At 64.3% G+C, this 21,406-nt stretch carries 20 protein-coding genes; 7 read left to right on the top strand and 13 right to left on the bottom strand.

Annotated elements, in window-relative coordinates:
- Window positions 1-23 precede the first annotated feature (23 nt).
- The gene (locus AADV58_RS10945) at window positions 24-830 is read left to right on the top strand and encodes an alpha/beta hydrolase (protein WP_341743185.1); all 807 of its coding nucleotides are present in this window, start codon (window positions 24-26) and stop codon (window positions 828-830) included.
- Between the two features lie 41 nt (window positions 831-871).
- On the opposite strand, the gene AADV58_RS10940 is transcribed toward AADV58_RS10945, so the two are convergent.
- The gene (locus AADV58_RS10940; protein ID WP_341743184.1) at window positions 872-3,178 is read right to left on the bottom strand and encodes a Tex family protein; all 2,307 of its coding nucleotides are present in this window, start codon (window positions 3,176-3,178) and stop codon (window positions 872-874) included.
- 119 nt (window positions 3,179-3,297) lie between these two features.
- Here AADV58_RS10940 and fliW point away from each other — a divergent pair, with 119 nt between their 5' ends.
- Window positions 3,298-3,738 carry a flagellar assembly protein FliW gene (fliW, locus tag AADV58_RS10935; RefSeq protein WP_298393096.1) on the top strand — a complete coding sequence of 147 codons (441 nt, stop codon included), beginning with the start codon at window positions 3,298-3,300 and terminating at the stop codon, window positions 3,736-3,738.
- Between the two features lie 60 nt (window positions 3,739-3,798).
- Here the strand turns inward: fliW and AADV58_RS10930 are convergent, their stop codons facing one another.
- From AADV58_RS10930 to AADV58_RS10910, 5 genes are all read right to left on the bottom strand, one after another.
- On the bottom strand, window positions 3,799-4,548 hold the full coding sequence (locus tag AADV58_RS10930) for a M90 family metallopeptidase (RefSeq protein WP_341743183.1): 750 nt from the start codon (window positions 4,546-4,548) through the stop codon (window positions 3,799-3,801).
- 1 nt (window position 4,549) lies between these two features.
- On the bottom strand, window positions 4,550-5,434 hold the full coding sequence (locus AADV58_RS10925; protein ID WP_424243851.1) for a DMT family transporter: 885 nt from the start codon (window positions 5,432-5,434) through the stop codon (window positions 4,550-4,552).
- Window positions 5,431-6,741: a Glu/Leu/Phe/Val dehydrogenase gene (locus AADV58_RS10920; protein ID WP_341743181.1), complete on the bottom strand. Its 1,311-nt coding sequence runs from the start codon at window positions 6,739-6,741 to the stop codon at window positions 5,431-5,433. The genes AADV58_RS10925 and AADV58_RS10920 overlap by 4 nt, the downstream gene beginning before the upstream one ends.
- 28 nt (window positions 6,742-6,769) lie before the next feature.
- Window positions 6,770-9,379, bottom strand: a complete 2,610-nt coding sequence (locus tag AADV58_RS10915) for a TRAP transporter permease (RefSeq protein ID WP_341743180.1) — start codon at window positions 9,377-9,379, stop codon at window positions 6,770-6,772.
- 123 nt (window positions 9,380-9,502) lie between these two features.
- Entirely contained in the window at window positions 9,503-10,471 is a 969-nt protein-coding gene (locus AADV58_RS10910) for a TAXI family TRAP transporter solute-binding subunit (RefSeq protein ID WP_341743179.1), read from the bottom strand.
- Window positions 10,472-10,702: 231 nt separating this feature from the next.
- Here AADV58_RS10910 and AADV58_RS10905 point away from each other — a divergent pair, with 231 nt between their 5' ends.
- Both AADV58_RS10905 and AADV58_RS10900 read left to right on the top strand, forming a co-directional pair.
- Window positions 10,703-12,922, top strand: a complete 2,220-nt coding sequence (locus tag AADV58_RS10905; RefSeq protein ID WP_341743178.1) for a bifunctional (p)ppGpp synthetase/guanosine-3',5'-bis(diphosphate) 3'-pyrophosphohydrolase — start codon at window positions 10,703-10,705, stop codon at window positions 12,920-12,922.
- A gap of 18 nt (window positions 12,923-12,940) precedes the next feature.
- The gene (locus tag AADV58_RS10900; protein WP_028995484.1) at window positions 12,941-13,120 is read left to right on the top strand and encodes a LiaI-LiaF-like domain-containing protein; all 180 of its coding nucleotides are present in this window, start codon (window positions 12,941-12,943) and stop codon (window positions 13,118-13,120) included.
- 6 nt (window positions 13,121-13,126) lie between these two features.
- On the opposite strand, the gene AADV58_RS10895 is transcribed toward AADV58_RS10900, so the two are convergent.
- Window positions 13,127-13,630, bottom strand: a complete 504-nt coding sequence (locus AADV58_RS10895) for a TlpA family protein disulfide reductase (protein WP_028995485.1) — start codon at window positions 13,628-13,630, stop codon at window positions 13,127-13,129.
- Between the two features lie 181 nt (window positions 13,631-13,811).
- Between AADV58_RS10895 and AADV58_RS10890 the strand changes: the two genes are divergently transcribed.
- From AADV58_RS10890 to AADV58_RS10880, 3 genes are read left to right on the top strand one after another with little or no spacing between them, the layout of a single operon-like run.
- Complete coding sequence (locus AADV58_RS10890; RefSeq protein ID WP_341743177.1) at window positions 13,812-14,267, top strand: hypothetical protein; 456 nt, start codon at window positions 13,812-13,814, stop codon at window positions 14,265-14,267.
- 2 nt (window positions 14,268-14,269) lie between these two features.
- Window positions 14,270-14,869, top strand: a complete 600-nt coding sequence (locus AADV58_RS10885; protein ID WP_028995487.1) for an SCO family protein — start codon at window positions 14,270-14,272, stop codon at window positions 14,867-14,869.
- 11 nt (window positions 14,870-14,880) lie between these two features.
- A complete protein-coding gene (locus AADV58_RS10880; RefSeq protein WP_028995488.1) occupies window positions 14,881-15,342 on the top strand; it encodes a copper chaperone PCu(A)C in 462 nt (153 codons plus the stop codon).
- A 57-nt stretch (window positions 15,343-15,399) separates the two neighbouring features.
- Here AADV58_RS10880 and AADV58_RS10875 read toward each other — a convergent pair whose 3' ends face one another.
- From AADV58_RS10875 to AADV58_RS10850, 6 genes are read right to left on the bottom strand one after another with little or no spacing between them, the layout of a single operon-like run.
- Window positions 15,400-15,759, bottom strand: a complete 360-nt coding sequence (locus AADV58_RS10875) for a Na+/H+ antiporter subunit G (protein WP_028995489.1) — start codon at window positions 15,757-15,759, stop codon at window positions 15,400-15,402.
- Window positions 15,760-15,769: 10 nt separating this feature from the next.
- Window positions 15,770-16,039: a K+/H+ antiporter subunit F gene (locus AADV58_RS10870; RefSeq protein ID WP_028995490.1), complete on the bottom strand. Its 270-nt coding sequence runs from the start codon at window positions 16,037-16,039 to the stop codon at window positions 15,770-15,772.
- Window positions 16,036-16,563, bottom strand: coding sequence for a Na+/H+ antiporter subunit E (locus AADV58_RS10865; RefSeq protein WP_051295456.1), 528 nt, complete (start codon window positions 16,561-16,563; stop codon window positions 16,036-16,038). The genes AADV58_RS10870 and AADV58_RS10865 overlap by 4 nt, the downstream gene beginning before the upstream one ends.
- On the bottom strand, window positions 16,563-18,092 hold the full coding sequence (locus tag AADV58_RS10860) for a monovalent cation/H+ antiporter subunit D (RefSeq protein ID WP_028995492.1): 1,530 nt from the start codon (window positions 18,090-18,092) through the stop codon (window positions 16,563-16,565). The genes AADV58_RS10865 and AADV58_RS10860 overlap by 1 nt, the downstream gene beginning before the upstream one ends.
- Window positions 18,089-18,457, bottom strand: coding sequence for a Na+/H+ antiporter subunit C (locus AADV58_RS10855; protein ID WP_341743176.1), 369 nt, complete (start codon window positions 18,455-18,457; stop codon window positions 18,089-18,091). The genes AADV58_RS10860 and AADV58_RS10855 overlap by 4 nt, the downstream gene beginning before the upstream one ends.
- A gap of 1 nt (window position 18,458) precedes the next feature.
- Complete coding sequence (locus AADV58_RS10850) at window positions 18,459-21,305, bottom strand: monovalent cation/H+ antiporter subunit A (RefSeq protein ID WP_341743175.1); 2,847 nt, start codon at window positions 21,303-21,305, stop codon at window positions 18,459-18,461.
- Window positions 21,306-21,406: the final 101 nt, after the last annotated feature.

Raw genomic sequence — 21,406 nt, 5'->3', positions numbered from 1 at the left:
GTTTCTTCATTTGCCTGGCTGCTGTGCTATATCTGATTACCGGCTGCGCTAAGCTCTCGCCCGCTGCCCGGCTGACTCAGGCGCATGATCTGGCGATCCAGTCAGGCTGGCAGGCTACGCGGCTGCAGGCTGGGCGTTTCGAATTGCTGGCCTTGCATCCCCCGCCGACGAACACGGAAACGTTAACCTTGTACATCGAAGGCGATGGCCGCGCCTGGCTGGACCCACGTACGCCAGCCAGCGATCCGACGCCCCTCGATCCGCTGGCCTTGCGCCTGGCCCTCAAGGAAGGGCTGGCGGTCAGCGCTTATCTGGCACGACCTTGCCAGTATGTTCCCGATTCGATTCGCGCGCAGTGTTCGGCAGCGGATTGGACGCAGGCGCGCTTCTCCGAGGAAATCGTCGATGCCATGAATCTTGCGGTTGATGCGATGAAACAGCGCTTTGGCGCGCGCAGCATCCGCTTGGTCGGTTATTCGGGAGGGGCGGCTGTCGCCGCACTGGTTGCGGCACGGCGCCAGGACGTGGTGCAACTCGTCAGCGTTGCCGGTGTGCTGGATCATGTTGGCTGGGCACAAGGGCTGGAGGTTTCACCATTAAGCGGATCGCTGAATCCGGCGGATTATTGGCAGGTGCTGCAACATCTTCCCCAACGCCATTTCGTCGGCGGCCGGGACCGTCAGACCGGTATGCACGGAATTGCTGGCTATCTTGCCCGCTTCCCGCCCGGTCTGGCGCCCGAAGTCGTCGTCATCGACGACTTCGATCACGCTTGTTGTTGGGAGGCGGCTTGGCCGATATCGTCGGTTAGCAGCGATAGCGCGCGCTGAACCGGTGATTTACGGGTTCCTTTAAGCCGCACAGCCCTGACTTAGCGCTTCAGCTTGGCGAAGGCGTTGGCCATCGCGTTGCCGGCCGGCGGCGGGGCGTTGTGGCGGGTCTGTTGCTTCGACAGCGGCGCGCCGCGCTGGCTGCCGCCGTCGTGCTTCTTCGGTTCGTCGCCCATGCGCATGGTCAGCGCGATGCGCTGACGGGCGAGGTCGACTTCGAGCACCTTCACTTTCACCACCTGGCCGGCCTTGACCACGTCGTGCGGGTCCTTGACGAAGGTGTTGGACAGCGCCGAGACATGGACCAGACCGTCCTGGTGCACGCCGATGTCGACGAAGGCGCCGAATGCGGCGACGTTGGTGACGACGCCTTCGAGGATCATGCCGGGGCGCAGGTCCTTCACTTCCTCGACGCCGTCGGCGAAGGTCGCCGTCTTGAATTCGGGACGCGGGTCGCGGCCGGGCTTTTCCAGTTCCTTGAAGATGTCCTGCACGGTCGGCAGGCCGAAGCGTTCGTCGGTGTACTTGGCCGGATTGAGGCCCTTGAGCGCCTGGCTGTTGCCGAGCAGTTCCTTGATCGGCTTCTTCAGGTCGACGATGATCTTCTCGACCAGCGGATAGGCTTCCGGGTGCACGGAAGACGCGTCGAGCGGGTTGTCACCGTTGGGCACGCGCAGGAAGCCGGCGGCCTGTTCGAACGTCTTGTCGCCGAGGCGCGGCACCTTCTTCAGGTCGTCACGGCTCTTGAAGGCGCCGTGGGCATCGCGGTAGCTGACGATGTTGGCGGCCAGGCCGGCGTTCAGGCCGGAGATGCGGGTCAGCAGCGGCACCGAGGCGGTATTCACATCGACGCCGACGGCATTCACGCAGTCCTCGACGACGGCATCGAGATTCTTCGCCAGCTTGGTCTGCGAGACGTCGTGCTGGTACTGGCCGACGCCGATGGATTTCGGTTCGATCTTGACCAGTTCGGCCAGCGGGTCCTGCAGGCGGCGGGCAATCGACACCGCACCGCGGATCGATACGTCGAGGTCGGGGAATTCCTTGGCCGCCAGTTCGGAGGCGGAATACACCGAAGCACCGGCTTCCGAGACGACGATCTTCTGCAGCCGGGCTTCCGGGTACTTCTTCATGACGTCCTGGACCAGCTTGTCGGTTTCGCGGCTGGCAGTGCCGTTGCCGATGGCGACCAGGGTCACGCCGTGCGTCGAGGCCAGGCGGGCGATGGTCGAGATCGAGCCGCCCCAGTCGTTGCGTGGTTCGTGCGGGTAGATGGTGGCGGTGTCGAGCAGCTTGCCGGTGGCGTCGACGACGGCGATCTTGCAGCCGGTGCGGATGCCCGGGTCGATGCCCATGGTCACGTGCTGGCCGGCCGGTGCGGCGAGCAGCAGGTCCTTGAGGTTCTTGCCGAAGATGCGGATCGCTTCTTCCTCGGCGCGCTCGCGCAGTTCGTTGACCAGTTCGAGTTCGAGGTGGGTATAGACCTTGACCTTCCAGGTCCAGCGCACGGTGTCCTGCAGCCATTTGTCGGCCGGACGGTTTTTATGGCTGATGCCAAAGCGGGCGGCGATGCGCTGCTCGCAGGCGTTCGGGCCGGGCTTGACGGCGTCTTCGTTGAGTTCGGAATCGAGCACCAGGGCGACGTTGAGGAAGCCTTCGTTGCGCCCGCGCAAGAGGGCCAGCGCGCGGTGCGAGGGCATGTCGACGATGGATTCGGCGAAGTCGAACCAGTCGCGGAACTTGGCGCCTTCGGTCTCCTTGCCTTCGATTACCGTCGATTTGAGCAGGCCGTGTTCCTTCAGGTAGTCGCGCAGCGTCTGCAAGAGTTGCGCGTCTTCGGCGAACTTCTCCATCAGGATCTGGCGGGCGCCATCGAGCACCGCCTTGGTGTCGGCGAAGCCGGCGTCGGCGTTGAGGTACTTCTCGGCCTCGTCTTCCGGCGTCAGCTCGGGGTTCTCCAGCAGGCCGAGGGCCAACGGCTCGATCCCGGCTTCGCGGGCGATCTGCGCCTTGGTCCGGCGCTTCTGCTTGTACGGCAGGTAGAGGTCTTCGAGGCGCTGCTTGGTTTCGGCGTTTTCGATCTCGCCGCGCAGTTCCGGCGTCAGCTTGCCCTGTTCCTCGATGCTGGCGAGCACCGCGCCGCGCCGGTCTTCGAGTTCGCGCAGGTAACCGAGGCGTTCTTCCAGCGTGCGCAGTTGCGTGTCGTCGAGTTCGCCGGTGACTTCCTTGCGGTAGCGGGCGATGAAGGGCACGGTGGCACCTTCGTCGAGCAGCTGGACGGCGGCCTTGACCTGGGCCGGACGGACGTTGAGTTCGAGGGCGATGCGGTGTTCGATGGGAGCGAGCATTGAAGGCGATACTGCAAAAATGGGGGGTGAATGATGCGGAATCCAAACTGAAATTACAACTCTTGTCCGACTGGTGTAGGATGCGTTTGTAAGCATTCCAATGACAGAGGAGGAAATACATGCAAGTTCAGACTTACCTGTTTGGTGCCGTCGATGTTTCGCCGGAAAAAGTGATTACTTTCCCGAAGGGGCTGTTCGCTTTCGAGGGCAAGACCCGCTTCATGCTGGCGCACGAGGAAGGCAAGGGCGCGCCGGCCAGTTTCACGCTGCAGTCGCTGGACGAGCCGGCGCTGGCTTTCCAGATCATGGACCCGGCTGCGCTGGGTTTCAGCTATGAGCTCGAACTGACCGACGAGGAAGATGCACTGCTGCAATCGCCGGCCGCCGAGGACGTCGCCGTGATGCTGATCCTGTACAAGCAGGAAGAAGAAGGCGCCGGCATTGCACCGAGCCTGCGCGCACCGCTGATCATCAACCTGAAGGCCCGTGTCGGCCTGCAGAAGCTGCTGGCCCAGGTGGCCACCAACGTCACGCTGTCGAATCTGGTCAGCAAGGTCTGATCGTTTCCAGCCGTTAGCCAAATGGCCGGCCCTGCGGGGCCGGCTTTGTTTTGTCCGGAATTACGCGGACAAGCGGGCCAGTGGGTCCTGGCGGAAATAGCGGCGCAGCAGGTCATAGACCGCCGGGTATTCGGCATCGACGACCTCGGGAATGCCGAAGAAGCATTCGCTGAGCACGGCGAAGAACTCGGCCGGCGCCTCGCTGGCATAGGGGTCGATGATCGTCTCTTCGCCGTCGTCCACGCGACGGCAGAAGTCGTCGTAGGCCGGGTGGAAGATGCCTTCCCATTCACTGGCCGTGATGCCCGAATGCAGTGCCGGCATGCCATCGACGTCGCCGTTGAGCATGTCGAGCTTGTGCGCGAATTCGTGGATGACTACGTTGTAGTCGCCGCCGGCCATCTGCACGTCGCGCCAGGACACCAGCAGCGGGCCGCCTTCCCAGGCTTCGCCGGAGAGTACGTCGTCGTATTCGTGCACGACGCCGTCGTCGTCGGCAACTTCGCGCCGAACGACGAATTCGTCGGGGTAGACGATGATGCCGACCCATTCGCGGTAGGCGGCCAGGCCGAGCTTCAGGATGGGCAGGCAGCCCTGGGCGGCGATGGCGACGCAGATTTCATCGGTCAGTTCCAGGCCGCCGGCGGTGGAAAACTCCTTTTCCGCCAGGAAGGCTTCGCTCAGGGATTTCAGTGCCTGCCGCTCGTCTTCGTCCAGGTGCCGGAAGAAGGGCAGGCTGTCCATGGTCTGCTGCCACAAGGCCTCGGGAATCGGCTGCGGGCGCCGGCGCAGCCAGTCGAGCAGGCCCATGTCAGCCTTTCTTCATGGTCAGCCAGATGCCGGCGAAAATCAGCGCGATGCCGGCGTAGTGGTAGGCGTAAGGGATTTCACCGAGGAAGACGACCGACAGCAGCGTGCCGAACACCGGCATCAGGTGGATGAACAGGCTGGCCTTGTTGGCACCGACTTCGGCCACGCCGCGGTTGTAGAAGATGTAGCCGACGAAGCTGGGGAAGATGCCGACATAGGCCAGTGACAGCAGCGAGCCGGCATGCACGTTGATCGTCCGCCCCTGGGCCATTTCCCAGAGATAGGCCGGGAACAGCGCGGCCAGGCCGACCGCGGTGAAGGCGGCGAGCATCAGCATCGGATGGACGCCGGCCGGGCGCCAGGCCAGGCCGACCGTGTAGATGGCCCAGATGGCGACGGCAGCGAGCATCCACAGGTCGCCGGTGTTGAGCGCGAGGTGCAGCAGCACGTCGAGGTCGCCGCGGGCGACGATGGTCAGCGCGCCGATCAGCGAGACGACGACGCCGAGCGCGGCCAGCGGCGTCAGCCGCTTGCCGAGGAAGGCCCAGGAGATGGCGATGGTGGCCACCGGGATGAAGGAGTTGAGCAGCACCGCGTTGGTCGCCGTGGTCGTCTGCAAGGCCAGGTAGGCGAAGGTGTTGTAGCCGCCGACGCCGAGCAGGCCGAGGACGAACACCGGCCGCCAGCCTTGCTTGAGCAGCTGCCACTGACTTTTCAGGTGCGGCAGCGCCAGCGGCAGGACCAGCATGAAGGCAATGGCCCAGCGCCAGAAGGCCAGTGCCATCGGCGGTACATCGGCACGGATGCCGCGACCAAGAACCATATTGCCCGACCAGAACAGCGCGGTCAGGGTGAGCAGCAGATAGGGGTTGGTGAGGTATTTCAGGGGTACAGCCCTCGTTCGGCGCGCGCTTCGAGCACGCGGTGGCAGGCAATGATGAAGGCGGCGGTGCGCAGCGGGACCTGCTTTTCCTGCGCGACCTGCCAGATGGCGTCGTAGGCGCTGACCATGATACGTTCGAGGCGGGCGTTGATCTCGTCCTCGGTCCAGAAGAAGCTGGAGAAATCCTGCACCCACTCGAAGTACGACACGGTGACGCCACCGGCGTTGGCCAGCACGTCGGGAACGACCAGGACACCACGGTCGCGCAGCACGTCGTCGGCGGCCGGCGTGGTCGGGCCGTTGGCGCCTTCGACGACGACACGGGTGCGGACGCGGTTGGCGCGTTCCGGCGTGATCTGGCCTTCCAGTGCGGCGGGGACCAGATACTCGCATTCGAGCTGCCAGAAGTCCTCGATGTCGATCGGCGCTGCGCCGTTGAAGCCGGCCAGGCCGCCGTGTTCGGCGACCCAGGCCTGGGCGGCCGGGATGTCGATGCCGGCTTCGTTGGCCAGCGTCGCCGTATGATCGGCGATGGCAATGACGCGGGCACCGGCGGCACGGAACAGCCGGGCGGCGATGCCGCCGACGTTGCCGAAGCCCTGGACGACGACGCGCGCGCCTTCCATCGGGATGTGCTGGTGCTTGCCGGCTTCGCGGGCGCACAGGTAAACGCCGCGACCGGTGGCCTCCTGGCGGCCGAGGCTGCCGCCCAGGGCAATCGGCTTGCCGGTGACGACGCCGGTGGCGGTGCCGCCGCGGTTCATCGAGAAGGTGTCCATCATCACCGCCATGGTCTTGGCGTTGGTGCCGACGTCGGGTGCCGGAATGTCGCGGTCGGGGCCGATGATCAGACCGATTTCCGAGGTGTAGCGGCGCGTCATGCGCTGCAATTCGCCCTTGCTCAGGCTGCTCGGATCGACCCGGATGCCGCCCTTGGCGCCGCCGAAGGGCAGGCCGATGGCGGCGTTCTTGACGGTCATCCAGCCGGCCAGCGCCATGACTTCGTTGAGCGTCACCGCCGGGTGGAAGCGGATGCCACCCTTGCCGGGCCCGCGCGACAGGTTGTGCTGGACGCGGTAGCCCTCGAAGTGGGCGATGGTCCCGTCGTCGCGCTCGATCGGCACGTCGACGATCAGCGTCCGTTTCGGATGCTTCAGCGTTTCGATCCAGCGTTCGAGCGGCCCCAGGTAGGGGCGCACGCGCTCGATCTGTTCGATGAAGCTGGCCCAGGGCTCCGGGGCCGCCGGGTTGAGGTAGGAAAGGCCGCCGAGTCTGGCCGATGCGCCTGAATTGTCGTCATGCATGCTCATGCTGAATCCTTTCCTTCCAGGGTTGCGTTCAGGCCGGCGTTGCCGCGGCGCTTTCGCGTTCGCGGCGGGCGCGCTGCATGAACCAGACCAACGCCAGCAACATCAGCGTCGGGATGAAGATCCATTCCTTGTCCGGCCGGCCCGGGTTGGGTACCTCGATATGCTTGAGGTTGAACCCTTGCTCAAGACCGAGCTTTTCCGCCGGGCTGCCGAAGCGTACCGCGGCGACCTGGACCTGGTCGCCCAGCGACATCGTCGTCAGACCCATGCGGCCGAGGCGTTCGCTGGCCTTGCCCGGTTCGCCGAGCGACAGCAGCACGCCCTTGGTGATCTCCTTGCCTTCCAGCGTAATGCCTTCGACCCAGACACGCAGCTTGGCGTTGCGCGGGGCCTCCTCGACCAGGCGGGTGAGCTCGGTCGGCGCCACTTCGTCAAACGGTGGATAGATCATGTCCATCCAGAAGCCGGGGCGGAACAGGCTGAAGGTGACCAGCAACAGCAACAGCGTTTCGTGGATGCGGTTGCGGGTAACGAAGAAGCCCTGGGTCGCCGCCGCGAACATCAGGCTGGCCAGCGTCGCACTGCCGATGGTCAGGAACAGGTGGAAGGCGTCGGTGATGCCGATCAGCAGCAACTGCGTGTTGAAGATGAACATGAACGGCAGGATCGCCGTCCGCGCGCTGTAGCCGAAGGCGGTGAAGCCGGTCTTGATCGGGTCGCTCTTGGCGATGCCGGCGGCAGCGTAGGAGGCGAGACCGACCGGCGGCGTGACGTCGGCCATCAGACCGAAGTAGAAGACGAACAGATGGACGGCGATCAGCGGCACGAGCAGGCCGCTCTGGGCGCCGAGCTCGACGATCACCGGGGCCATCAGCGTCGACACGACGATGTAGTTGGCGGTGGTCGGCAGGCCCATGCCGAGGATCAGCGAGATCAGCGCGACCAGCACCAGCATGACCATCAGGTTGCCGCCGGACAGCAGTTCGACCAGTTCGGTCATCGCCAGGCCGACGCCGGTCAGCGTCACGGTGCCGACGATGACGCCGGCCGTGGCGGTGGCGATGCCGATGCCGATCATGTTGCGGGCACCGGTGACCAGGCCGTCGAACAGGTCCTTGAAACCCTGGCGGCCGGCGGCGACGAACTCGCCCTGGCCACGGAAGAAGGCGAACAGCGGCCGCTGGGTGACCAGGATGAACATCAGGAACAGCGTCGCGTAGAAGGCCGACAGCGCGGGCGAAAGCTGCTCGACCATCAGGTTCCAGACGAGGGCGGCGACCGGCAACAGGAAGTGCAGGCCGGACTTCAGCGTCGGCCCGATTTCCGGCAGGTACTCCATCTTCTCGTCCGGTTTGTCCATGTGCAGTTCTGGATAGCGGGCGGCAAAGCGGACGATGGCGATATAGGCGCCGAGCATCAGCAGACCGACGATGGCAAAGGCAGCGTCACCGGCCAGATCCTTGATCCAGCCGAAGCCGAAGTAGACGATGGCCGACAGGATGACCAGACCGGAGACGGTCATCAGCGTTGAGGTCAGCGCCTTCTGCCAGGGCAGCGGCTCGCGGCGCGGCAGCCCCTCAAGCTTCATCTTCAGGGCTTCCAGATGCACGATGTAGAACAGCGCGAAGTAGGAAATCAGTGCCGGGACCAGCGCGTGCTTCATCACCTCGACGTAGGAGATGCCGACATATTCGACCATCAGGAAGGCCGCAGCGCCCATCACCGGCGGCATGATCTGGCCGTTGACCGACGACGAGACTTCGACCGAAGCCGCCTGGTCGGGGCGATAACCGACGCTCTTCATCAGCGGGATGGTGAAGGTGCCGGTGGTCACCACGTTGGCGATCGATGAACCGGAAATGACGCCGGTACTGGCCGAGGCAACCACCGCGGCCTTGGCCGGGCCGCCCTTCATGTGGCCGAGCAGGGCAATGGCCGACTTGATGAAGTAATTGCCGGCGCCGGCCGTTTCGAGCAGGGCGCCGAAGAGCACGAAGAGGAAGATGAAGCTGGCCGAGACGCCGAGCGCTACGCCGAAAACGCCTTCAGTGGTCAGCCAGATGTGGCTCATGCCCTTGGCCAGTGAAGCGCCCCGGTGGGCAATGACCTCGGGCATGTACTGACCGAAGAAGATGTAGATCAGGAAGCAGATGGCCAGGATCACCATCGGCAGGCCGAGGGCGCGGCGGGCGGCTTCAAGCAGCAGGATCAGACCGACCACGGCGACGGCCAGGTCGAGGTCGGTGGGCATGCCGGGGCGTTGCGCCAACTCGTTGTAGAACAGGAACAGGTAACTGGCGCAGAAGGCCGCAGCCGCAGCGAGCAGCCAGTCGATGGCCGGCACGTAGGCGCGCGGCGAGCGTTTCCACGCCGGGTAGGCGGCAAACGCGAGGAAGACGGCGAAACCGAGGTGGATGGCGCGCGACTGGGTATCGTTGAGGACGAAGATGCCCAGCGAGAAGGGTAGCGGCGAGGCGATCCATAATTGGAACAGCGACCAGGCCAGGGCGATGGCGACCAGCAACTGGGCGGCGATGCCGGTGGGTTTTCGACCGCCGGTATCGGCTTCGGCGACGATCTGCTTGAGCTGTTCGTCGCTCAGTTCATGAATGGTGTTTTTTTTGTCCGAGCTTGTCATGCTGCGGTTCCCCCAGAATTTCGGGCTGATGTAAACGCAGCAAGACGCCAGCGGCGCCTTGCTGTAGGTGCTTCACTGGCCGGCATCGTCAGGACGCCCGGACGACACCGGCCGCAGGCAGGATTACATCCAGCCCTTTTCCTTGTAGTACTTGACCGCACCGTTGTGCAGCGGGGCCGACAGACCGTCCTTGATCATCGTCTTCGGGTCGAGGTTGCCAAAAGCCGGGTGCAGTTTCTTGAACTCGTCGAAGTTTTCGAACACGGACTTGACCAGGGTGTACACCACTTCGTCCGACACCTTGGCCGACGAAACGATGCTGGCAACGACGCCGAAGGTCGTGGTCGGGTTCGGGTTGTTGGCGTACATGCCGCCCGGGATGGTGGCCTTGGCGTAATACGGATAGGTGGCGATCAGCTTGTCGACACCGGGGCCGGTGACATTGACCAGCTTGGCGCCGCAGGTCGTCGTGACGTCCTGGATATTGGCGGCCGGGTGGCCGACGACGAAGGCGAAGCCGTCGATCTTGTTGTCGCACAGGGCGGCGCCGTGCTCGTCAGGTTTCAATTCGGAAACCAGCGAGAAGTCGGCGTTCTTCATGTTGATCGCCGGCAGCAGGACTTCCATGGTGGCGCGCTGGCCGGAGCCGGGGACGCCGATGTTGAAGCGTTTGCCCTTGAAGTCTTCGAACTTGGCGACGTTGGCTTCCTTGCGCGAAGCGATGGTCAGCGGTTCCGGATGCAGGGCGAAGACGGCACGCAGGTCGCTCATCGCACCGCCGTCCTTGAACTGGTTCAGGCCCTTGACGGCGTTGAACTGGACGTCGGATTGCGAGACCCCGAAATCGAGTTCGCCGCCCTTGATGGTGTTCACGTTGTAGACCGAGCCGCCGGTGCTTTCGACCGAGCAGCGGATGCCGTGCTTGGCGCGGTCCTTGTTCATCAGGCGGCAGATGGCGCCGCCGGCTGCGTAATAGACGCCGGTCACGCCGCCGGTACCGATGGTGACGAATTTCTGCTGGGCTTGTGCCGGCGTGGCGCCAAGCGTGCCGATGATAGCCAGCGAGGCGGCCAGTGCGGTGATTTTCTTCATGTTTTCTCCTTACGGGTGACGTAAAAGGTTTGTCTCTGGATGCCGCGTCAGCTTGTGGCCATGGGCAAGTCGGCCGATGCGGGCACAACGCCGTGCACGGTCCCACAGAAAGCGAGGGTGGGGGAGTAGGGTAAACCCCGATTTCCCCGGGGCTGAACATTCTTGTGACAGTCTGTAAGCATTGTTCCCGGTCTCTGTCTTTCCTGATGGCTGAGACCTATAATTGCGGCCATGGTTTCCGTCGCCCATTCCGTCGCTGCTCAAAGCGATTTCGAGCAATTTCTTGCCATTCTTGCGGCGGGTCTGCCGACCGCTGATGCGCAACGTCTGCACGACGCCGTTGCCTATGCCTGGGAGGCTTATGGTGACCGGACGCTGGGCAGTGGTGAGCGGGTCTGGTCGCACGCGCTGGGCATGGCCGTCATCATTGCCGGGCTCAAGCTCGATGTGGAGTCGCGCATCGCGGCGGTGCTGTTCGCCATTCCTGCGCAGGATGAACACGGCATTACCGCCATCGAGGAAAAATTCGGCAAGCCGGCGGCGCATCTGGTTCATGGCATTTCCCGGTTGAACCGTTTGCGGCCGATTGCCAAGGGCTTCGTCGCCGTCGATATCGAAGCCGGCGAGAGCAACCCGGCGGAAATGCGTGCCCAGGTCGAAGTGTTGCGCAAGATGCTGCTGGCCATGGTCGAGGATATCCGCGTCGTCCTGCTGCGCCTGGCCAGCCGGACGCAAACCCTGCGTTTCTATGCGGCCAATCCGGACGAACTGCGCGTCCAGGTGGCACGCGAGACACTGGAACTCTATTCGCCGCTGGCCAACCGGCTGGGGGTCTGGGAACTGAAATGGGAGCTGGAGGACCTGTCCTTCCGCTTCATCCATCCCGACATCTACAAAACCATCGCCAAGCAGTTGGATGAAAAGCGCAGCGAGCGCGAGTCCTTCATCAACGATGCGGTCGACCGGGTACGCAGCGAACTGGCCGAGGCCGGCATCACCAACGCCGAAATCTACGGCCGGCCGAAGCACATCTTCAGCATCTGGAACAAGATGCGCAAGAAAGGCGTCGATTTCTCCGAGGTCTACGACGTGCGCGCGCTGCGCATCATCGTCGACGACGTCAAGGACTGCTATACCGCGCTGGGCATCGTGCATAACCTGTGGGCGCCGATTTCCAAGGAGTTCGACGATTACATCTCGAATCCCAAGGGCAATCACTACCGTTCGCTGCATACGGCGGTGCATTGCCCGGACGGGCGCAGCCTGGAAATCCAGATCCGCACCTGGGAAATGCACAAGCACGCCGAGCTCGGCGTGGCCGCGCACTGGCGCTACAAGGAAGGCGCCAAGGCGCCGGGCGCCGATGCCTACGACGAGAAGATCGCCTGGTTACGCCAGCTATTGACCTGGAAGAACGAGGTCGCCGACAGTTCCGACTGGGTCAATCATTACAAGCAGGCGGCGCTCGACGAGACCATCTACGTGATGACGCCGCAGGGGCGGGTGGTCGACCTGCCGTCGGGGTCGACGCCGGTCGATTTCGCTTACCGCGTGCATACCGACCTCGGCCACCGCTGCCGCGGCGCCAAGGTGAACGGCCAGTTGCTGCCGCTCAATACGCCGCTGGAAACCGGCCAGCAGGTCGAAATCCTGACTGCCAAGCTGGGCGGGCCGTCGCGCGACTGGCTGAATCCGGCGCTCGGCTACATCCACACCAAGAGTGCGCGGACCAAGGTGCGCAACTGGTTCTCGACCCTGGCGCTGGAAGAAACGCTGGCCGAGGGGCGGGCGGTGATCGCCAAGGAATTGCAGCGGGCCGGCCAGACCGGTGCCAATGTCGAGGAACTGGCACGCAAGCTCGATTTCGCCAAGGCCGACGACCTGTACATTGCCGCTGCCCGTGGCGATCTCAATCAGCGACATTTTCAGTCGGTGGTCCGCGGCGACGCCTCGCTCGAAGCGCTGGTGCCGGATACCGTCGAGACCAAGCCGCGCAAGCCGGTTGAAGGCAATCAGGGCATCCTCATCGTCGGCGTCGACAAGCTGCTGACGCAACTGGCACGCTGCTGCAAACCGGCGCCACCGGATGAAATCCAGGGCTTCATCACGCGCGGCAAGGGCATCTCGATCCACCGCGCCGATTGCAGCAACTTCGCCAATCTGGCCGCCCTGCATCCGGAGCGGGTCATCGAAACCGACTGGGGCACCGAGACCACCGGCGTCTTCGCCTGCGACATCGTTGTCGATGCGCACGACCGCCAGGGCCTGCTGCGCGACATCTCGGAAATCTTTGCCCGCGAAAAACTCAATGTCGTCGGCGTCAATACGCAGTCGCGGCAAGGGAATGCGCACATGAGTTTTACCGTCGAAATCACCAATCTGCGCCACCTGCAGCGCACGCTGGCCTTGATTCACGAGGTCGAGGGCGTGGTCGGCGTGCGTCGTGCCTGATACCGGGAGTCAGCAAGCATGAAGGGAAACATCGCGGCCATCGTGCTGATACTGGTTGGCGTTGTTGCGCTGGGGTCGAATCTCGACCTCTTTCACGTCAATATCTTCACCCTGCTCAGTACCTGGTGGCCGCTGATTCCGATTGGCGTCGGCATCGCCATGCTGGTTTCGCCGGATGGCCGCAAAGGCCGCGAGTAAGCCGTTTCAGGGGGCCAGCAGGCGCGGGGCGACGGCGTCGAGATCGCGCTGACGGAGCATGCCGACCTTGTGGCCGACGACGCGTCCGCGGCGGTCGATGAACAGCGTGTAAGGCAGGCCGCCGGTCGGGTTGCCGAGCGTGCGCATCAGCCGGGTACCGTCGCTGCCGCCGGCCAGGAACACCGGATAGCGGATCGGGAAGTCGCGGGCAAACGCCTTGACGCCGTCGGCTTCGCTCGTGTCCTCGACGGCGATGCCCAGCACTTCGATCTTGCCGCCGTGGTGCTTGCGGAATTCATTGAGTTCCGGAATCTCGGCCCGGCAGGGCGGGCACCAGCGGGCCCAGAAATTGACCACCAGCGGCTTGCCCCGGTAAGTCGCCATGGCCACCGGCTTCTCATCCGGATCGAGCAAGGTGGTGGCAAAGAAGGGCGCACTGTTGGGCGCCTCCTGGGCCGAAACCAGGGCGGCAGAGAGGCTGAGGAGGAGTGCGGCAAGCAGCTTTTTCACGGGTGTTGTTCGGGCTGGGATCGGTGGGCGGGCTGAATATTAGCATTGTGCGATCTTGTCGCGGTGTCTGCGACATTATGTCGCACCCTGGCCGTTGGTGGACATGCCACAATGCCCGCCGTGACTGAAAGGCTGTCGATGCCCGACAATGTCGGTTTCGGCCCCCTCTGGAAAGAACGTAGTGAACAGGAAAATCCTCATCGATCTCGTCGGCGTGCTGCTCATCGGCCTGATCGTACTCGTCGGTTACAAGTTGTCGCCGCTGCTGTTGCCCAAGGCCGACCTGACGCTCGAGCCGGACCCGGCGTGCAGCCTGCAGGAAGGGCCGTGTTCGGTCAGCCTGCCGGACGGCGGCACGCTGCGTTTCTCGGTCGGTACGCGGCCGATTCCCATGGTCAAGCCGTTCGAACTGCGGGTCGAGGCAACTGGCATCCGTAACGTCAGCGTCGATTTTGCCGGCGTCGACATGGACATGGGCTACAACCGCCCGCAACTGGCCGAGCGTTCGCCGGGGGTGTTCACCGGCGAGGCGACGCTGCCGGTGTGCGTCACCGGGCGCATGACCTGGCAGGCGACCTTGCTGCTCGAAACCTCGTCGGCGCGCGTGGCCATCCCTTTCCGCTTTGTCACGGGGTAAGCATGTCGAATCGTTTCCTGATCGCCGTGATTGTCGTTCTGCTCAGCCTGCTGGTCGGTCTTGGCCTGTTCTGGAAACCGCAGTCCTCGCCGCCGCCGGCGAGCGTCAATCCACTGCCGCCGGGCGGCGATTTCGTGCTCCAGTCGGCCAATGGGCCGGTGGCCCTGCGCGATTACCGTGGTCGTCTCGCGGTCCTGTATTTCGGCTACAGCTTCTGCCCCGATATCTGTCCGACCAACCTGACCGCCCTGAGTGGCGGCATGGCATTGCTGACGCCGGCGGAGCGCGAAAAACTGGCGGTTTTCTTCATTTCCGTCGACCCGCAGCGCGATACGCCGGAACATCTGAAAACTTATGTTGAATTCTTCGACCGGCAGATGATCGGCGTGACCGGTTCGCCGGCTGAAATCGCCGAACTGGCCGGGCGCTATGGCGTCTTCTACGCCGTGCAGCCGGCCGCCAACGCCGCTGAAGATTACGTCGTCGATCACTCGGCCGAGAGCTACATCGTCGGTGCCGATGGCCGCCTGCTGGCCCGTCTGGCCCACGATACGCCGCCTGATCAGGTGGCCGCACTGATCCGTCAATATTTACCTAACTGAAGGAGCATCGCATGAAACGCCTGTCCGTCCTTGTTGCCGCCCTGAGCCTGTCCGGTGCCGCGTTTGCCGGCGCGGCCGATGCCGTCGTCGTGCACGAACCCTATGTCCGGCTGGCGCCGCCGAATGCCCAGGCAACCGGCGCTTTCATGGTGCTGAAGAATACCGGCGAGCGTGAGGTCAAGCTGGTCAAGGCGGATAATCCGGCTTCCCAGTTGACCGAGTTGCATAACCATATCAACGACAACGGTGTGATGCGCATGCGTCAGGTGCCGGAAATCGCGATTCCGGCCAAGGGTGAAGCAGTACTCAAGCCGGGTGGCCTGCATGTCATGCTGATCAACATGAAGGCTGCGCTCAACGAAGGGCAGGTCGTGCCGATCACGCTGACGTTTGACGACGGTAGCAGCAAGCAGGTCGAGGTCAAGGTGGTGAAGATGATGCCGGCGGCGATGCCGATGAAGCACGCGCACTGAGCCGGTGCACGCCAAAAAGAATGCCCCGCTGGTCGGGGCATTTTTACGTCGGTACCTTCAGTGCCGTTCGCTGCCGGCGTCGAAGGTGGACCAGTTGCGGTTTTCCGGCTGTGGCAGATCCTTGGGTTGCTGACTGTGCAGCCAGGCCTTGGCCAGGAAGTGGGCGGTCAGCGGGGCGGTCAGGAAGAGGAAGAGCGAGATCAGCAGTTCGTGGATCGACAGCGTGCCGTTGAGTGCCAGGAAGTAGACCATCGAAGCAACCAGCGCACCGCCGACGCCCAGCGTCGTGGCCTTGGTCGGCGCATGCAGGCGGCTCATCAGGTCGGGCAGCTTGACCAGACCCCATGAGCCGACCAGCGCGAAGCTCGCGCCGACGACGATGAGCGCGGCAACCACGAGTTCGTTGATGAATTCCATGGGCGTTCCTTTATTCGATGACGTCGCCGCGCAGGATGAACTTGCAGTAGGCGACGGTGGAAATGAAGCCGAACATGGCCAGCAGCAGGGCGGCCTCGAAATACATCGTGCTGCCGGTCTGGATGCCGTAGACGATGATCAGGGCGATGATGTTGATGACCATGGTGTCGACGGCAAGGACGCGGTCGACGCTGCCCGGGCCCTTGAACAGCCGCCACAGGTTGAGCAGTAGGCCGAGGCTGATGGCGACGTAGGCGTAGTAGATGGCGTATTCGATCACGGGAAGATCTCCTGCAGCCGGGATTCGTAACGGTCCTTCATTTCGCGCACCGCCGCCTCGGCGTCGGGCGCGTCAAGACAATGCACCAGCAGCGCCCGGCCGTCGGCCGACAGGTCGCAACTGACCGTGCCCGGCGTCATCGTGATGGTGCCGGCGAGGACGGTGATGGCTTCCGGGTTGGTCAGGCTGAGCGGCACGCTGACCCAGCAGGTGTGCAGGCTGGCGACTGGACGGAAGAGGATGATGCGGGCGACCTGGATGTTGGCGACGACGATGTCGCCGATGACCAGCAGGATGTAGCGCAATGCCTTGCCGTAATGGCGGATTTTCGGGCGATCCGGCCAGAAGTTGCTGGTCAGGCGCGGAATGGCGATGCCGAGGATCAGGCCGACCAGCAAGCCGCCGGCCGAGAAACTGTTGATCAGCAGCAGCCAGATCAGCGTCAGCGCCAGGCTGAGCAGGGGATGCGGAAACCAGCGGCGGAGCAGCGGCGGCCGCGCAGTCTGAGCAGGGACGTGGGCCATCAGAGCGATCCTCCAGGCAGTACGGTGTTGCCGAGCACGGCTTCGATGTATTGATCGGTGGCGAAGATCTGTTCAGCGGTGGCGTCGAGATAGGTGGTCAAGGGCCCGGCGAACAGGGTCAATCCGACACAGCCGGCGAGCAGCAGGCCGATGGCGATCAGCGACAGGCTGTTTTTTTCCGCATGTTCCGGGAAGCTGCCGGGTTCGCCGGTGCTCTTCCAGAACAGCGTGCTGCCGGCCCGACCGAAGCCGATGATGGCGATCAGCGAAGTACCGAGTATCAGTGTCCAGATGACGGCGGCGTGAACGCTGTCGAGCGCCGCGTCGAGCATCAGCAGCTTGCCGATGAAGCCGGACAGCGGCGGCATGCCGGTGGCGGCAATGGCGGCGATGAAAAAGGCGCCGGCCAACAGCTTGAGCTGGGTGAATCCCGGTGCCACCGACAGGCCGTCCTCATGGCCGGGACGGCGGCGGGCGACCAGGTCGGCGATCAGGAACAGGACGGCGCCGGCCAGGGTGGAGTGCAGCAGGTAATACAGCGCAGCCGACAGCGCAATCGGCGTAAACAGCGCAATGCTGGTCAGCAGCAGACCCATCGATCCGATCACCGCGAAGCCGGCGAGCTGGCCGAGGCGGCGGGCGGCGAGCACGCCGGTCATGCCCAGGACCAGGGTCAGCAAGGCCGCCGGCAGCAGCCAGGGCGCAGCCAGCCAGGTGGCGGCGCCGGCGTCGGCACCAAAGGCCAGGATGTAGAGGCGGATCACGCAGTAGGCGCCGACCTTGGTCATGATCGCGAACAGTGCGGCGACAGCGGCTGGCGCGTTGGCATAGGTGCCGGGCAGCCAGAAATGCACCGGTATCAGCGCTGCCTTGATGCAGAAAACCAGCAGCAGGAGCAGGGCGCCGGCTTGCAGCAGCGCCTGGTCACCGGCCGCGATGTGCGGCACCTTGACCGCCAGATCGGCCATGTTCAGCGTGCCGGCGACGGAATAGATCATGCCGACCGCGATCAGGAACAGCGTCGAACCGACCAGGTTGATCACCACGTACTGAACGCCGGCCTTCATCCGGGCCGGGCCGCCGCCATGGACCATCAGTCCGTAGGAGGCGATCAGCAGCACTTCGAAGAAGACGAACAGGTTGAAGAAGTCGCCGGTCAGGAAGGCACCGTTGATGCCCATCAACTGGAACTGGTAGAGCGCGTGGAAATGTCGGCCGTCGCGGTCGCTGCCGTCGATAGCGAAGAACAGCACGGCCAGTGCGAGGACGGCGGTGAGGACGAGCATCATCACCGACAGGCGGTCGGCGACAAGAACGATGCCGAACGGCGCCACCCAGTTGCCGAGCGCGTAGGTCAGGATGGTGCCGTCGCTGACCATGGTCGTCAGCGCTAGCGCGATGCCGAGCAGGGCAACGGTCGAAGCGATCGAAAAGATGCGGGCAAGCACCATGTCGTGGCGCGCTCCCATCAGCAGGATGGGGGCCATGATGGCCGGCAGGACGACCGGGGCGATGATCCAGTGAGTCACGCGCGGCCCTCCGTTGATTCACGATTCTCCGCCGGGACCGGCAGGTCCTCGCCATCGACATGGTCGCTGCCGCTTTCCAGGAAGCTGCGCAGCGCCATGACGACGATGACCGCGGTCATGGCGAAGGAAATGACGATGGCCGTCAGGACCAGCGCCTGCGGCAGGGGATCGGTATAGGCCAGGGCTTCGGGCGAGATTACCGGCGGCCGGTTGAGAACCAGGCGACCGGTGGCGAACAGGAAGACATTGGTGGCGTAGGAGAGCAGCGCCAGGCCAAGTACCACCGGCCAGGTGCGGGCACGCAGCACCAGATAGACACCGGCGGCAGTGAGCAGGCCGACAGCGGAGGACAGCAGGAATTCCATGTCAGTGCTCCCGTGGGTGAGTGGCGCTCAGATCCGGTTCCATCGGTCCCTCGTTCGGGACCGGTGTTTCGGTCAGGCCGCCGATACGCGACAGATTGGCCAAGGCCAGCATGACGGCACCGACCACGGTGAGGAAGACGCCGGTGTCGAAGGCCATGGCCGACGCCAGTTCGAATTCGCCGATGATGGGTAGATGGAAGTGGTCGAAGGCACTGGTCAGGAAGGGGTAATCGGCCAGCCAGGAAACGATGCCGGTTGCGGCGGCAATCAGCACGCCGATGCCGATCAGCGCGTGGTAGTCGACCTTCATCCGCTGCGCCGCCCAGCTATAGCCGCTGGCCATGTACTGCATGATCAGCGCGATGGCGACGACCAGGCCGGCGATGAAGCCGCCGCCGGGGACGTTGTGACCGCGCAGGAAGATGAAGGCGCCGACCATCAGCGCCAGCGGCAGCATGACGCGGGTGGCGACCACCAGCATCAGCGGGTGACGGTCGGCGGAACGCGCCTGATCCGGGACCCAGGCGGCCAGCTTGCGGCCGACGGCACCACGGGTGGCGCCGTCGAGCAGCGCGTAGATGGTCAGCGCGGCGATGCCGAGGACGATGATCTCGCCGAAGGTGTCGAAGCCGCGGAAATCAACCAGAATGACGTTGACCACATTGGTGCCACCGCCGCCGGGAACCGATTGCTCGAGGTAGTAGCCGGACAGCGTCGCCGCATCGCGGGTGGTCATGGCCCAGGCCGCGCCGCCGACACCGATGCCGGCCAGGGCGGCGATCAGGCCGTCGCGCAGACGGCGGCCGCCACTGCTTTCGACCGGCGTTTCCTTGGGCAGGAAGTTGAGGGCCAGCAGCATCAGGATGACGGTCACGACTTCAACCGAAATCTGCGTCAGCGCCAGGTCAGGCGCCGACAGATAGACGAAGGCCAGCGACACGACCATGCCGATCACGCCGATGGCGATCAGCGATACCAGGCGCTGCCGGTGCAGGGCGACCAGGGCGATGGTGGCGCCGACCAGCAGCAGCCAGACGACGATGGCGACCGGCGCGGCCGGCAGCAGTTCGCGCTGGCCCGGTGCATGACTGGCGGCGGCAAAGGCGCCGAAGCCGACGACCACGGCGGCGCCGATGGCGAAGGCCAGGTGCCGCTGCAGCGAACCGTTGTGTAGTCCATGGGTGATTTTCTGGGCGACGCTGACGGCGGCGGCGATTACCGCCTGGAACATGGCCTTGGCTTCCGGGTGCGGACCGGCCGACCACAGCTTGCGCACCTTGATGTAGCCAGCGAGCAGGCCCAGGCCGACGGCGACGGCAATGGCGCTCATGCCCAGTGCCGGCGTCAGGCCGTGCCAGATGGCCAGGTGATAGTCGGGCAGCGGGCCGCCGATGACGGCGCCGGCAACGGTGGCGACCAACGGCCCGGCGACGGTCGCCGGGAACAGGCCGATCAGCACGACCAGGACGACCAGCAGGGCCGGCGGTCCCCACAGGCCGAACGGCGGGTCATGCGGATGACGAGGCGTTTCACCGGCGGGCTTGCCGAAATAGACATGGACGATGTAGCGGAACGAATACGCCACCGAGAAGCAGGCCGCCAGCGTCGCCAGTGCCGGCACGATCCATTCGTTGCCAAGCCAGGCGGTGTGCGCGGCTTCTTCGAGCATCATTTCCTTGGACAGGAAACCGTTGAGCAGCGGCAGGCCGGCCATCGACGCGGCAGCGATGGTGGCCAGGGTGCCGGCGATCGGCATCAGCGTCATCAGGCCGCCGAGCTTTCGGATGTCACGGGTGCCGGTCTCGTGGTCGACGATGCCGGCATTCATGAACAGCGCCGCCTTGAAGGTGGCGTGGTTGAGGATGTGGAAGACGGCTGCGACGGCGGCCATCGGCGAGCCGAGGCCGAGCAGGAAGGTGACCAGGCCGAGGTGGCTGACCGTCGAAAAGGCGAGCAGGCCCTTCAGGTCATCCTTGAACAGCGCGATCCAGGCGCCGATCAGCATGGTGATCAGGCCGGTGGTGGCGACCAGATAAAACCATTCGTCGGTACCGGCGAGCACCGGCCACAGGCGCGCCATCAGGAACAGGCCGGCCTTGACCATGGTCGCCGAGTGCAGGTAGGCCGACACCGGCGTCGGCGCAGCCATGGCGTGCGGCAGCCAGAAGTGGAAGGGGAATTGCGCGCTCTTGGTGAAACAGCCACCGAGAATCAGCAGCAGCGCTGGCAGGTAGAGCGGTGACGCCTGGATGGCTTCCTTGTGCTGGAGGATCACCGACAGGTCGTAGGAACCGGCGATGTGGCCGAGGATCAGCATGCCGGCAATCATCGACAGGCCGCCGGCGCCGGTCACGGTCAGCGCCATGCGCGCACCCTGGCGGCCTTCCGGCAGGTGTTTCCAGTAGCCGATGAGCAGGAAGGACGACAGGCTGGTGAGCTCCCAGAAGATCAGCAGCAGCAGGATGTTGTCCGACAGCACGATGCCGACCATGGCGCCCTGGAAGAGCAGCAGGTAGCTGTAGAAGCTGCCCATCGGATCTTCCTTGGCCAGATAGAAGCGGGCGTAGGTGATGATCAGCAGGCCGATGCCGAGGATCAGGCTGGCGAAGAAGAAGCCCAGGCCGTCGAGGAAGAAATTGACGTTGAGGCCGAGTTGGGGAATCCATTCCCAGCGCGCCTGCAGCACTTCGCCCCGGAACACGGCCGGCGCATGCGTCATCAGCAGTAGGAAGGCGAGCAGCGTGACGGTGAAGGTGCTGGTCGCACAGGCGTTGCGCCCGGCGCGAATCATCAGCGCAGGGAGGATGGCCCCGAGAAAGGGGAGAATGACAATCAGGGCAAGGCTCATGGGCTCACGATCCGGAGGACACGGGGTTGGAACGGTACGACTGCGGGGGTGAGGAGACCACGGTCAGGCTGTGGAAGGGGCAGTATAAGCGGCAGCTTCTT

Source organism: Azonexus hydrophilus (assembly GCF_038368255.1).
Lineage (GTDB): Bacteria > Pseudomonadota > Gammaproteobacteria > Burkholderiales > Rhodocyclaceae > Azonexus > Azonexus hydrophilus.
This window is presented reverse-complemented; position numbering and strand designations above follow the sequence as displayed.